This is a genomic window from Methyloversatilis sp. XJ19-49 (assembly GCF_024580145.1).
Lineage (GTDB): Bacteria > Pseudomonadota > Gammaproteobacteria > Burkholderiales > Rhodocyclaceae > Methyloversatilis.
In genome coordinates this window covers 183,625-196,945 of sequence record NZ_JANINI010000004.1, presented here as the reverse complement: position 1 = coordinate 196,945, position 13,321 = coordinate 183,625, and the positions used below count along the sequence as shown (strand labels likewise).

Below are 13,321 nucleotides of genomic sequence, written 5' to 3'. Positions count from 1 at the left end.
CTCAAGGGCATCGTCACACGAGCATCACGCGCGTGCGCTGTCAGCGGAGAAGCTGGACGGGAAGGTCGATGCCGCGCGCCGCATGCGCCAGTGCGCTGCCCATGCCGCATTCGGCTTCACTGATTTCGAGAATGCGACAGCCGGCGTCACGCAGCTGCGCGGCCGGGTCGAAGCGCCGGCGGTAGCCGACTGGCTCGACACGAGATCGCATCAGGACAGACCGTTAGCGAGCGACTTACGCGTGCGACTTGCGCGTGCGCAGATCAGGCGTTCAGACCGAATTTCTGCTGGATCGCCCGCACTTCGTCGCCACTGTCCTCCAGTGCGGCCACGCATCGAGGATCGAGCTTGCCGGCATCACACATGCGATGCAGTTCAGCCAGCGCGTCCTCGTTGCTCCAGGGCTTCTTGTAGGGTCGTTCCGTCGTCAATGCGTCGAAGATGTCGGCGATCATGACGATGCGTCCTTCCACGGGCACGGCATCACCGGACAGTCCACGCGGGTAGCCGCTGCCATCCATGAATTCGTGGTGGCAACGCACTACATTGCGCATCACCGAAACATATTCGGTCGAGCCCAGGCCGGCGTCCTGCATCACTTCGTCGACCAGTTGCACACCAAGATCGACATGCCCCTTCATGATTTCGCGTTCCTCGTCCGTGAGCTTGCCCGGCTTGAGCAGAATGCTGTCGGCGATGCCCACCTTGCCGATGTCGTGCAGTGGCGCGAACAGATAGACATGTTCGATGAACTCGTCGCCGAAGCCGAAATGACCCGACACGCCGCGTGCGATCAGACGGCTGTAGCTGGACATTCGGTCGAGATGGCGACCGGTTTCGATGTCGCGCAGATGTGCCAGTCCGCGCGCGACCTTCACAATGCCTTCAACGGCATGCGACAGGTTGATCACGTTGAGCACGGACATCCGGCACAGTTGAACGTAGATCTGGAGATCCAGCGAAAGCGCGCCGTCGAAGGCGCCCGGCGCGCGCGAATCGAAAAAGACAAAGCCGAACAGCACGCCGGACTGGAACAGCGGTACCGTGAAACTGCTGCGATACCCGTGCTCGAGCAACCAGCGTGTGTGTTCGGCGTGCGGCTCGGGCAGGCTGGCCAGGTCACTGATCACCCGCGTGCTGCGGAGGGTGGCGAGTTCGGTCAGCGATGACGAGGCTGCAAGGGGTTTCTGGTAGAGCGACATCGGATGCTGCACGTCGCTGCTGTTGACATAGGTCTTGAGCAGTTCGTGGCGCGCGTCGTACAGCGCGATGGCGATCCGGTGCACTTCGGGATGTCGCAGCAGCGCGTGCTCGTGCAACCACTTCATCTGTTCGGACAGAGACGTGCCGCAAGCGTTATCAGTCCCTTCGAAGACGTGCTGCTCATTCATGGGATGATCTTTTCGTGAGGTCGTGCTTCAACCCAGACTGCTTGATAACGTCCAGCGCTTCGTCTTCTTGAGCGGATTTCACGGGCTGAAGTCATGGCCCGGCACGCATTCAACGCTTGCTCATCATCAGGGTGACGATCGTACCGCACGGCGCGCACGTCGTCCGGGCGCGCGTTCAGGCAGGCGGTGGCAGATCCGAAGGCAGGTCGATGTCGCGCAACACGTCGGGAGTGCCGGTGTCGATCAGCCGCAGGCCGGTGCCGCGCAGCAGGTCGCGGGCGCCGCGGTCGCCGCTCAGGGCGGCCAGTTCCGGCGCCCAATGCGCACCGAAGGCGACCGGGTGGCCGCGTTGGCCTTCGAATGCCGCAGCGGCGATGCGGTCCGGGGTGTCGATGGCGGCAGCCACGGCGCGGATGGCGGCTGCGGGCACCCACGGCATGTCGGCCAGCGCGACGAGCCAGCCATCGGCGCCTCGCGTGTCGCGCACCGCATGCGCCAGCGCGCTGCCCATACCGCCTTCGGCTTCAATGCTTTCGAGAATGTGACAGCCGGCCTCGCGCAACTGCACCGCCAGCTCGGTCTGACCCGGCCGTATCACCGCAATGCTGCCGGGCAGCGCCTCGCACAGCGCACGCGCCGTCTGCGCAGCAACGATCCGGCCGTCGGGCAGGCGCGCCAGCAGCTTGCTGTTCTTCCCGGTCGGGTCGAAGCGCCGGCCGTAGCCGGCGGCGAGCAGGATGCCCTGCATCAGCGGATGTTCCGCGTCCGACGGGTACGCCCGGACCACGGCGCGTCAGCCAGCCAGGCGCGCAGCGGAGGGGAGAGCGTCGCGACGGACAGCCGGATGCCGGGCCTGCGCGCACCCATCGGAGCGGAACTCATTCTCGACCTGCCGCGCACGACGTAAGCGTGTCGGCGGCGATGTCGAGGGCGACCTTGGCGTCGCGTACATTCAGAAGCGTGTCGGCGGCGGCGCCGTTCTTCATCGCCACCAGTTCGGCGGCGATCGACACCGCGATTTCGGCCGGCGTGCGGCTGCCGATGTACAGACCGGCCGGACCGCGCAGACGATCGAGCTGCGCGTCGCTGACGTCGAATTCCTTCAGCCGCTCGCGCCGCGCATCGTTGTTGCGACGCGAGCCAAGGGCGGCGACATAGAAGGCGGGCGTCTTCAGCGCTTCCATCAGCGCCAGGTCATCCAGCTTCGGGTCGTGCGTCAGCGCGATGACCGCCATGCGGGCATCGGGCTGCATCGCGATCACCAGATCGTCCGGCATGTCGCGCGACAGCGTGCTGCCGGGCACGGCCCACTCGTCGCTGTATTCCTCACGCGGATCGCACACGGTGACCGCGAAATCGAGCGACTGCGCGATGCGCGCCAGACTGGCCGACAGCTGACCGGCGCCGATCAGCAGCAGCCGGTAGCGCGGGCCAAACACGCTGATCAGCGTCTGGCCGTCGAAATGCAGCGCCTGGTCGGCATGACCGGCGCCGAGCGTGGCGCGACCGCTGGCCAGATCGAGCCGACGGGTCAGCAGTTCGCCGCGGCCCAGTCGGGTCAGCAGTTCGTCGAGCGCGGCGGCGTCGGTCAGCGGTTCGAGCACCAGATGCAGCGTGCCACCACACGGCAGACCGAAGCGGCGCGCCTCGTCGGCGCTGACGCCGTAGCTCACGACGTGCGCCGCGATCGGCAGACCGTCATGCCGCAGCCGGAAGATGAGGTCGTCCTCGATGCAGCCGCCGGACACCGAACCCACGGCGCGGCCGTCGTCGCGCAGTGCCAGCAGTGCGCCGGGCGGGCGCGGCGACGAACCCCAGGTGCGCACCACGGTGGCCAGCATGGCGCGGTGACCGGCACGCAGCCAGTCGCGCGCGCGGGTCAGAACTTCGAGATCGAGACTGTCCATGGCTTATCCGGACCTTTCCTGTCGGGGGTGATGTTGGGCATCGCTGCGCTCACCCCTACCTGCATATCCTGCGTCTTCCCGTCGGTCGCTGCGTTGGGCATCGCTGCGCTCACCCCAACCTACATGTCCTGCGTCTTCCCGTCGGTCGCGGTGTTGGGCATCGCTGCGCTCACCCCAACCTACTTTGCATTTCGCACTGTCCAGCCCGTAGGTTGGGGTGAGCGCAGCGATGCCCAACATGCCGGACTATGCCGTCTGCAATTGCTCGCCGATCGGCAGCGTGCGGATGCGTTTGCCGGTGGCGGCGTGCAGCGCATTCACCAGCGCCGGTGCCAGTGGCGGCACACCCGGCTCGCCGACGCCGGTGGGCTTGGCGGCCGACTTCACGATGTGCACTTCGACCTTCGGCATTTCATTGATGCGCAGCACCGGGTAGTCGTTGAAGTTCGACTGTTCGACCACGCCGTCCTTCAGCGTGATCGAGCCGGTCAGCGCGGCCGCCAGCGCGTAGCCGATGCCGCCTTCCATCTGGGCCGCGATCACGTCCGGATTGACCGCGATGCCGCAATCGACCGCGCACACGACGCGATCGACCTTGAACGTACCGTCCTTCTGCACCGTCACCTCGACCACCTGGGCGACGAAGCTGGCGAACGATTCATGCACCGCCACGCCGCGGCCGCGCTTCGCGCCGTCCTTCGATGGCGCCAGCGGCTTGTCCCAGCCCGCCTTCTCGGCCGCCAGCCTGAGCACGCCGGCATGGCGCGGATGCTTTTCGAGCAGCGCCATGCGGTAGGCGACCGGGTCCTTGCCGGCGGCGCCGGCCAGTTCGTCGATGAACACTTCGGTCGCGAAACCGGTGTGGGTCGATCCGACCGAACGCCACCACTGCACCGGCACCTTCACTTCGCCATTGGTGGTGTGCAGGTCGACATTCAGATTGGGAACGGCATACGGCAGCGTGGACGCGCCCTCGACCGACAGCATGTCGATGCCTTCCTTGACCAGCATGCCTTCGAACGGCGAACCGGCGGCGATCGACTGGCCGACGATGCGCTGCTGCCAGGCGACCGGCATGCCCTTCGCATCGAGCGCGGCGCGCACGCGGTGCAGATAGATCGGCCGGTAGTAACCGCCGCGCGTGTCATCCTCGCGCGTCCACACCAGCTTGACCGGCGCCCGGCCCTTGATGGCCTGCACGATCTGCGCAGTTTCGAGCAGGTAGTCGGACTGCGGATTGGCGCGCCGGCCGAAGCTGCCGCCGGCATACACCATGTTGATCTTCACCTGCTCGAGCTTCAGGCCGAACATCTTCGCCAGCGCAAACTGGTCGCCGGTGTGCAGCTGCTCGCCGTTCCACACCTCGCAGCCGGAGGCGTCGAGTTTCATGACGCAGTTCAGCGGCTCCATCGACGCATGGGCCAGGAAGGGGAAGGCGAATTCCGCCTCGATCACCTTGCCGGCGGCCCCCAGCGCCGCTTCGGCGTCACCGTCCTTGCGCGCGGCCAGACCCGGCGTCTGCGCCAGTTCGCGGTAGCGGGCGACGATGGCGTCGCTGCTGCCGCGGTAGGCGGCGGATTCGTCCCACTCGATCTTCAGCGCGTCGCGGCCCTTCTTCGCGGTCCAGAAATCCTTCGCCAGCACGGCCACGCCATTCGGAATCGTGACCACGTCGGTCACGCCCGCGATGGCACGCGCCGCCTTGTCGTCGACCGAAGCGACCTTGCCGCCGAAGCGCGGCGGGTGGGCGACCACGGCGGTCAGCATGCCGGGCAGCTTGACGTCCTGCGTAAACATGGCGCGACCGGTGGTCTTGGACACGCTGTCGACGCGCGGTGCCGAGCGACCGATCAGCGTGAAGTCCTTCGGGTCCTTGAGCTTCACCTCGGCCGGCACGGCCTGCCTGCCGGCGGCTTCCGCCAGTTCGCCGAAGCCGGCCTTCCTGCCGCTGGCCGTATGCGACACGATGCCCGCCTTCACGCTGATCTGGCTGGCCGGCACTTTCCACTGCTCGGCGGCGGCGGCCACCAGCATGGCGCGCGCGGTGGCGCCGGCGCGGCGCATCTGTTCGAACGAATTGGCGATCGCGGTGCTGCCGCCGGTGCCCTGTGCCGGACCCCAGAACAGGTTGTTGTAGCGCTTGGCATCGGCCGGCGCGCCTTCGACCTTCACCTGCGACCAGTCGGCGTCCAGCTCTTCGGCCACCAGCGTGGCCAGCCCGGTGTAGACGCCCTGACCCATTTCGAGGTGCTTGGACACGATGGTCACCATGCCGTCGGTGCCGATACGGATGAAGGCACTGGGCGAGAACTCGCCGTCGACCATGGTGCTGCCGGCCAGACCGGGACCTGCTGCGGGGGTGTCAGCCATGACCGGCGTGACGATGGCCAGCGCCAGACCGGCGCCGCCCTTCAGAAAACCGCGACGGGTCGTCTGGAATGCATTCTCTATCCTGAAGTTCATGAGTGCGCTCCTCAAGCCAGTGTCTTGGCGGCTTCGTGGATGGCCGCACGGATGCGGACATAGGTGGCGCAGCGGCACACGTTGCCGCTCATCGCGGCGTCGATGTCGGCGTCGCTCGGCTTCGGATTGGTCGCCAGCAGCGCGGTGGCCGACATGATCTGGCCGGACTGGCAGTAGCCGCACTGCACCACGTCCAGCTTCTGCCAGGCGGCCTGCACAGCGGCACCGACCTTCGCTTCGCCGACCGCCTCGATGGTGGTGATCTTCTTGCCGGCTACGGCCGACAGCGGCGTGACACAGGAGCGCGTGGGCTGTCCATCGACATGCACCGTACAGGCGCCGCACATGGCGATGCCGCAGCCATACTTGGTGCCGGTCATGTCGAGGCCGTCGCGCAGCGCCCACAGCAGCGGGGTATCGTCGGGCAGGTCGACCGCGACGTCGCAGCCATTGAGGTTGATCTTTGCCATGGGAATCCTCCGGGATAGGCAGCAGCAGCGACAACGCTGCGCCGAAGACGCACGCGAATGACGCAGCGGTATGCAATGGACTGCACGGTATCCGCTTTGTTTTATTAGGTCGACTGGTTAATCTTGCAAGACCTATGAAGCCAGACTTAAAGATCGACGCTGCCATCCTGCCCGCGCTGACGGCCTTCGAATGCGTCGCACGGCATGCCAGCTTTTCGCGTGCAGCGGCCGAACTGGGCGTATCGGCGTCGGCGCTGTCGCAGTCGGTGCGCGGGCTCGAACAACGGCTGGGCGTGCGCCTTCTCACCCGCACCACGCGCCGCGTCGCGCTGACCGAGGAGGGTGAACGCTTCTACGACGGCGTGCGCGTGGGACTGGATGAACTGGGCAGTGCGCTGGAACTGCTGGCGCAATCCCGCGGCGAGGCCACGGGCACCGTGCGCATCAACATGCCGCGCGTCGCTTACGGTCTTCTGATCGCGCCGCATCTGGCCAGCTTCGCGGTGAGCCACCCTGAGGTCGGCCTCGAGTTCGCGCTCGACGACGGGCTGGCCGACATCGTTGCCGCGCGCTTCGATGCCGGCATGCGGTTGGGCGAAAGCATCGAAGCCGACATGGTGGCGGTACGCATCGGCGCGGCGCAGCGCATGATCACCGTCGCCGCACCGGATTACCTCGCCCGGCGCCCGGCACCGCGCGCGCCGGAAGACCTCGCCGCACACGAGTGCGTGCGCTACCGCTATCTGTCGAGCGGACGCACCGCGCGCTGGGTGTTCCAGCGCGACGACCGTACGCTCGAAGTCGAAGTTGGCGGCCGCTTCATCGTCAATGACGCCGAGGCCGAAATAGATCTCGCCTGCCGCGGCTTCGGGCTGGCGCAATCACTCGAATCGCTGGTCGCCGCCGATCTGGCCGGTGGCCGCCTGGTGCGCGTGCTCGAACCGTTCGAAATGCCGCTGTCCGCCTTCCATCTGTATTTCCCGAGCCGCGCGCAGATGCCGGCGCGGCTGCGCGTATTCATCGACCACTTCCAGGCAGCCAATGAATCAGATTCAAGATGAAAGATTCAAGCTTCAGGGGGCGGTGGCGGTCTGGATCTGGCGGATGAGCAGTTGTGGCAGATGTTCGGGGGCGCGCAGCGCGACGTAACGGCCCGGCGGGAACACGCGGCGCAACGCCGACGAAGCGCCGTCGGGCGCGCTGTGCAGGCAGGCGACCGAAATGCCGGCGCGGCGCGCGTCGGCCAGCGCATGCGCAAGGTCTTCGCTCAGGTAGCGCGGATCATGGATGTCGACGTCGTGCGGTTCGCCGTCGGTCAGCAGCAGGATGAGGCTGCGCGACCGCGCCGGCAGCTGTGCCGTGGCGTGGCGCAGTGCAGCGCCCATGCGGGTCGAGCCGGCGCTGGCCAGACCGCCGGCGCGCGCCAGCACCGCCTCGTCGCAAGTCCTTTCTTCGTGATCCTTCACGCGCTGCACGCGCACGCGATGGCGCGTGTCCGATGCAAAGGCCTGAAGAGTGCAGCGATGTCCGGTGGCCTCGAGTGCCGCGGCGGCGAGCAACGCCACCTCGCGCAGCGCCTCCAGCACCGTGCGGCCTGACGGCAGCGCCAGCGCGGTTGAAGCCGACGTATCGATCAACAGAAGCACGTCGATCCCCTCTACGCGGGCCGCGCTGTCGCGGTACAAACGTCGCTCCGGGTCATGCCCCGCGCGAAGCGCGATGCCGGCATCGATCAGCGCGCCGGTATGCAGAAGATCGCCGTCCTTGCTGCGCCCCTGTGTCGGCCGGCGATCCGACACGGCCGCCGCCTGCAGCAGGCGCACCGTGCGGGCGAGGTGTCGCTCCAGTCCGGCGCGCACGGCTGCGGCGTCCGACCGGGGTGCACGCGCCTCGATCACGGTGCACCAGTCCGGCCGGGCGCGGCCGATCAGGCGATCCCACTCCGGATAGGTCACGGTACGCAGCGACGATTCGATCTGCAGCACGCTCGCCGCCGCGTCGCCGGCATCGCTGTCCGGCGTGCCCTGCGGCGGCGGACGTTCGAAGCTCATGTCGGCGTCGTCATCGCCCGACGCACCGTTCGCATCGGGCAGTTCCTGCTCCAGGGGCGTCGCTGACGGCGGCAGTCTTTCGTCGTGCATCCACAGATGGTGATTGTCATCGCGGTAAGCGACAGGTTCGACCTGCCAGCCACCCGGGTTCAGGCGCAGCCGCATCTGGCCGACGTCGTTGCCGAGCCGTGACGCAGCCTCGCGCAGCTGCATCGGTGTTTCGAGCGCCAACGCACCGTGCGGCGTGAAGAACAGGCCGCGCACCTTCGCCATCCAGGCGTGGCCATCCTCGTGTGCCGGATCGAAGAGGCAGCGCGACAGACGCGCCAGTAGTGCTTCGGCACAATTGCCCCAGCTTGCGTCGGCAACGTGGTGCGGCGCCCACAGCCGGCGCAGACCGGGCAGCGCCTGCATGGCCAGCCATTCGACGCGCGCGTCCTCCAGGATTTCGAGCAGGGCGCGCTGCACCGGCTTCAGCCGGGCGCGCTCGAACGGCGCCCCCCCGAAACTCAGGTGGGCGGCCGCGTGCGCAGCGCGGGCGCGCTGCAGCGCCGCGTCGCCCTGCGCTGGCAGATGCAGCACCGGCCGGCTCCCTTCGATACCCAGTATCGGGCGCGCCGCATCGTTGGCGGCTGGCAGCGTGGTCAGCCGGGGCGCCACATCCCACAGCGCACGCAGATAGAGCGACAGCGCGCGCGCGCCGGCGGGGTCAGGCAAAGCAGGCATCGATGGCCGCGATCAGCGCCGCCGCGACTTCGCGGTCGTCGGTCAGCGGGCCGGCAACCGCCTGCCGGCAGGCAGAGCGCGCCGACAGGCCCTGCGTGATCAGCGCGCCGGCGTGGATCAGCATGCGGGTGCTGGCACCTTCGTCCAGGCCGTCACCGGCCAGCCGGCGCGTGCGCTCGGCGAGCACCACCAGCTGGCGCGCGGTGCCGGCTTCGACACCGCTCTCGTGCATGACGATGGCGCATTCGTGATCGGCGTCCGGATAGCCGAATTCGAGCGCGGTGAAGCGCTGCCGGGTCGACGGCTTGAGCGTCTTGTGCAACCCGTGGTAGCCCGGGTTGTACGACACGACCAGCCGGAAATCCGGATGCGCGTGCAGCAGTTCGCCGGTGGCGGCCAGCGGCAGCTGGCGGCGCGCGTCGGTCAGCGGATGGATCAGCACGGTGGTGTCGGCGCGCGCCTCGACGACTTCGTCGAGATAGCAGATCGCGCCGAAGCGTACCGCGCGCGTCAGCGGGCCGTCCTGCCAGCGCGTACCCGAGGCATCGAGCAGGAAACGTCCGATCAGGTCGCCGGCGGTCAGATCTTCGTGGCAGGCGACCGTGATCAGCGGCAGACCGAGCTTCCACGCCATGTACTCGACGAAGCGTGTCTTGCCGCAGCCGGTCGGGCCCTTGAGCATGACCGGCAGGTGCCGCGCATGCGCCGCCTCGAAGGCCTCGACTTCGTCGCCGGCAGCCGTGTAGTACGGCTCGTCGGCGACCCGCCAGTCTGCCAGCGGGTCTGCGCCCGCCGCACCGACCGCCTGCCGCAGGTCGGCGGTCGCGGGCGCGATCACTTGTGGCCGACGGTGGCCGGATTGGGCAGCCCTTCGATCGGACATTCCTCCGTGCCGACGGTGTCGCGCGTGAAGGCTTCGACCGCCTTGCGCGTGCCTTCCGGATCGTTGATCCACTTCGAGTAGAAGTCGTACGGGCAGGCCGCCACGCCCTTGTCACCTTCGCGCGAATTGATCAGGCCGGTGTAGCCGCGGTGCAGCAGCTTGAACAGGTGATTCTCGGACTGGCCGTTCTTGCGGAAGTCGCGGATCAGGCTCTTGGACAGCGCGGCGTACTGCAGCCCCATCTCTTCTTCGCCGCATTCGCCCAGCGTGCGGCCATCGAATCCGATGATGGCCGAGTGGCCGAAGTAGGAGTAAACGCCATCGAAGCCGGCCGCGTTCGATACCGCGACATAGACGTTGTTTGCGAACGCCATGGCCTTCGAAATCATGATCTGCTGTTCCTTGGCCGGATACATGTAGCCCTGGCAGCGCACGATCAGTTCGGCGCCCTTCATCGCGCAGTCGCGCCAGATTTCCGGGTAGTTGCCGTCGTCGCAGATGATCAGGCTGACCTTCAGACCCTTGGGGCCTTCGGACACATACGTGCAGTCGCCCGGGTACCAGCCCTCGATCGGCACCCAGGGCATGATCTTGCGGTACTTCTGCACCACCTCGCCCTGATCGTTCATCAGGATGAGCGTGTTGTACGGCGCCTTGTTCGGGTGTTCCTCGTGCTGCTCGCCGGTCAGCGAAAACACGCCCCACACCTTGGCCTTGCGGCAGGCCTCGGCAAAGATCGCCGTCTCGTCGCCGGGCACGGTGGTCGCCGTGTCATACATTTCCTTCGAGTCGTACATGATCCCGTGCGTGCTGTACTCCGGGAAGATGACCAGATCGAGACCCGGCAGGCCGGCCTTCATGCCGATCAGCATTTCGCCGATCTTGCGTGCGTTATCCAGTACTTCCGCCTTGGTATGCAGGCGCGGCATCTTGTAATTGACGACCGCGACGCCGACTGTGTCCTTGCTGCTCGAAATGTCTCCGTGGTGCATGAAATCCTCGCTGGCAGAATGGAATCAACTGTCCATTGTGCGAACGGTGGTTCGCGCGCCAATACGTCGATTGACGTATCGGGCAGTGCGTCATCGTGCATCGCGATCGGTCGGTCGTGTGCCACAAGCCTTGCGCGTGCGCGCCTGCGCCCGCAAACTTCCCCTTGGGCGGTCAGCCCCGTTCGACAGCTCGATACAAGAAACTGGTGCATCCGCGCACAACAGAACGACGCGGCGCCGGAACGGACAGGTCACCGTTTCCGGCCCGATGCGGAGTGCCGATCAACCGGGAGTCAGCACGCATGGAGTTCTTCTTCAGGCTGTTCAGCATCGGCATCTTTCTGGCCGGCTTTGTAGCGATCGGGTTCTTCTGGCACCGCAAGGCGCTGGCCGGCACCAACTCAGCCACCGTGCCGGCGGACTTCGCCGCCTTCCTGCCGCAGTGGTTCAGGCAGCACGTCGTCGCGGTCATCGTGGGCGTCATCGCGACCTGGGTGCTCGATATCCTCGGAAGCGCCATCGTGCTCGGGATCTGCGGCTGGCTGTGGTTCAGGCCGAAGGGCGCCGAAAAGGTGACCTACTCGAAGGAAAAGGATCTGAAGAAGAAGGCCGACGACGCGGCCGCGCACTGGCTGCAAAGCCTCGGCCCGACCCATGCGGCGCGCGTGCCGGTGATCGATGCCCTGTTCGCCGAACGATCGCAGACGCTTGAAGTGTGCCACTACGGCACCTGGCAGTACGTAGGCGAGAACGACCGCTGGATGGACGCCTACTACTGGACAACCGTCAGCCGCAGCCTGGCGGCGATGGACAACAAGGAGCGCGAGTTCATGCGCATCGCCGAACTGCTGAACAGTTCGGCCGATGGCAAGGATCCGCTCTACCGTGGCTGGCGATTTGCGCTCGTGTGGTCACAGGGCAAGGGGACCAGCGGCGCGGCGCAGTGGAATCTGGGCAATGCGAACAACGAGGCCAAGACACCGCGTCAGGCGCTCGACCACGCCGTTGAGCAACTCCGTTTTTCGGTCGACAACGTCATCTCGAAAATCCTGGGCCATCTCGCCGAACTGAAGGGCAAGCCCGACCTGCCGGCCGGCATCCGCGAGCTCGTGCAGGACGCCAGCGACCAGCTGATCGGCGGCGGCAGCACCTGGCTGCGGCCGGCTGACATCGGCAAGACCGTATTCGCCGCGTCGGGCGATTTCCCGCTCCACATCGGATCCTTCGCCGACGGCACCGCACTGACCTATTCGGGTGAAGGCTCGATGGTCACCATCGCGCCGCCCGGGTCAGGCAAGACGCAATGCAACGTATTTCCGAATCTGCTGGCGTGGCCGGGACCGGCGGTTGTGCTGGACGTGTCGGGCGACATCTACGACAACACCAGCAAGTGGCGCGCCGAAAACGTCGGGCCGGTATTCCGCTTCAATCCGCTCGAACCGGACCAGAGCCACCACTACAACCCGCTCGCCTTCGTGCGCAGTGCACCGGAATTCATCTGGGAAGACGCGCGCCTGCTGGCCGACATGATGATCGTGCCGAGCGGGGCGGCCGATCCGTTCTGGGAGAACGAAGCGCGCACCGTGCTGTGCGCCGCCATCGCCAACGTGTGCTACCAGCACCCGCCCGAAAAGCGGCCGATGCATGCGGTGCTCGACGTGATGTTCGGCGGCGAGGCCTGGGACACCATGATTCTCGAGCTGAAGATCGCGGTGGATGTGCGCGTCATGATGCAGACCGCCACCGCGCTCGGCGAAATGCCGGAAAAGACCCGCTCAAGCGTGCTGCAGACGGCACGTTCCAGCCTCAACGCATGGACCGGCGAGCGTGTGGCGCGCATCACCGATCGCTCCGACTGGAGCCCGGAAGATCTGCGCAGCGGCAGCAACCCGACCATCTACATCGTCGTGCCGCCCAATGCGGTCGAATCCTATCTGTCGCTGTTGCGCGTCTTCATCGGCCAGCACATCCGCATGCTGACCGGCGGCAAGGTACCGGCGCGCGGTTCGGCGCCGATCCTGATAATGCTCGACGAGCTGCCGCGCCTGAGGGAAATGCCGCCGGTTGACGAGGCGCTGAACATCGGCCGCAAATACGGGCTGCGGCTGTGGATGTTCGCGCAGAGCGTGGGGCAGTTGCGCAACGCCTACAAGAACGCCGACGGCATGCTGGGCAGCTGCGCGGTGCGCATCTTCATGAACCCGACCGGGGCCGATGGTCTGGCCGAGCGGCTGTCCGACGAGATCGGCTTCGTCGATGCACTGGATGGTTCGCGCAAGAAGCTGGTCGAGGCCTCGGAACTGGCTGGCCCCAACTACCGCGAACAGCAGATCGTGCTCGGTCTGGCGACGCGTCCGGCCAAGGTCAGCAAGGACTATGCGTGGCGCAACGAAGACCTGAAGGCGCGCATGGGCAGCGTATGACGACCCGCGGGAGCA

11 protein-coding genes are annotated in these 13,321 nt (G+C 66.7%); 2 read left to right on the top strand and 9 right to left on the bottom strand.

Annotated elements, in window-relative coordinates; translation table 11 throughout:
- Positions 1 to 40: 40 nt before the first annotated feature.
- The 6 genes from NMQ16_RS07025 to NMQ16_RS07000 all read right to left on the bottom strand — a co-directional run bounded on the left by NMQ16_RS07025 (position 41) and on the right by NMQ16_RS07000 (position 6,231).
- Entirely contained in the window at positions 41 to 211 is a 171-nt protein-coding gene (locus NMQ16_RS07025) for a hypothetical protein (RefSeq protein WP_257079824.1), read from the bottom strand.
- A gap of 52 nt (positions 212 to 263) precedes the next feature.
- Positions 264 to 1,328: an HD-GYP domain-containing protein gene (locus NMQ16_RS07020; protein ID WP_257079823.1), complete on the bottom strand. Its 1,065-nt coding sequence runs from the start codon at positions 1,326 to 1,328 to the stop codon at positions 264 to 266.
- Positions 1,329 to 1,566: 238 nt separating this feature from the next.
- Positions 1,567 to 2,139, bottom strand: coding sequence for an NTP transferase domain-containing protein (locus tag NMQ16_RS07015; RefSeq protein WP_257079822.1), 573 nt, complete (start codon positions 2,137 to 2,139; stop codon positions 1,567 to 1,569).
- Between the two features lie 130 nt (positions 2,140 to 2,269).
- Entirely contained in the window at positions 2,270 to 3,298 is a 1,029-nt protein-coding gene (locus tag NMQ16_RS07010) for an XdhC family protein (RefSeq protein WP_257079821.1), read from the bottom strand.
- 246 nt (positions 3,299 to 3,544) lie between these two features.
- A complete protein-coding gene (locus NMQ16_RS07005) occupies positions 3,545 to 5,761 on the bottom strand; it encodes a xanthine dehydrogenase family protein molybdopterin-binding subunit (protein ID WP_257079820.1) in 2,217 nt (738 codons plus the stop codon).
- A gap of 11 nt (positions 5,762 to 5,772) precedes the next feature.
- Entirely contained in the window at positions 5,773 to 6,231 is a 459-nt protein-coding gene (locus NMQ16_RS07000) for a (2Fe-2S)-binding protein (protein ID WP_257079819.1), read from the bottom strand.
- Positions 6,232 to 6,365: 134 nt separating this feature from the next.
- On the opposite strand from NMQ16_RS07000, the gene NMQ16_RS06995 reads away from it, so the two are divergent.
- A complete protein-coding gene (locus tag NMQ16_RS06995; protein ID WP_257079818.1) occupies positions 6,366 to 7,292 on the top strand; it encodes a LysR family transcriptional regulator in 927 nt (308 codons plus the stop codon).
- Between the two features lie 12 nt (positions 7,293 to 7,304).
- Here the strand turns inward: NMQ16_RS06995 and NMQ16_RS06990 are convergent, their stop codons facing one another.
- From NMQ16_RS06990 to NMQ16_RS06980, 3 genes are read right to left on the bottom strand one after another with little or no spacing between them, the layout of a single operon-like run.
- Positions 7,305 to 9,008: a nitric oxide reductase activation protein NorD gene (locus NMQ16_RS06990; protein ID WP_257079817.1), complete on the bottom strand. Its 1,704-nt coding sequence runs from the start codon at positions 9,006 to 9,008 to the stop codon at positions 7,305 to 7,307.
- Complete coding sequence (locus NMQ16_RS06985; RefSeq protein ID WP_306441727.1) at positions 8,992 to 9,822, bottom strand: CbbQ/NirQ/NorQ/GpvN family protein; 831 nt, start codon at positions 9,820 to 9,822, stop codon at positions 8,992 to 8,994. Before NMQ16_RS06985 ends, NMQ16_RS06990 begins: the two co-directional genes overlap by 17 nt.
- A 20-nt stretch (positions 9,823 to 9,842) precedes the next feature.
- Entirely contained in the window at positions 9,843 to 10,883 is a 1,041-nt protein-coding gene (locus NMQ16_RS06980; protein WP_257079816.1) for an aliphatic amidase, read from the bottom strand.
- A 302-nt stretch (positions 10,884 to 11,185) separates the two neighbouring features.
- On the opposite strand from NMQ16_RS06980, the gene NMQ16_RS06975 reads away from it, so the two are divergent.
- Positions 11,186 to 13,306, top strand: coding sequence for a type IV secretory system conjugative DNA transfer family protein (locus NMQ16_RS06975; RefSeq protein ID WP_257079815.1), 2,121 nt, complete (start codon positions 11,186 to 11,188; stop codon positions 13,304 to 13,306).
- Positions 13,307 to 13,321: the final 15 nt, after the last annotated feature.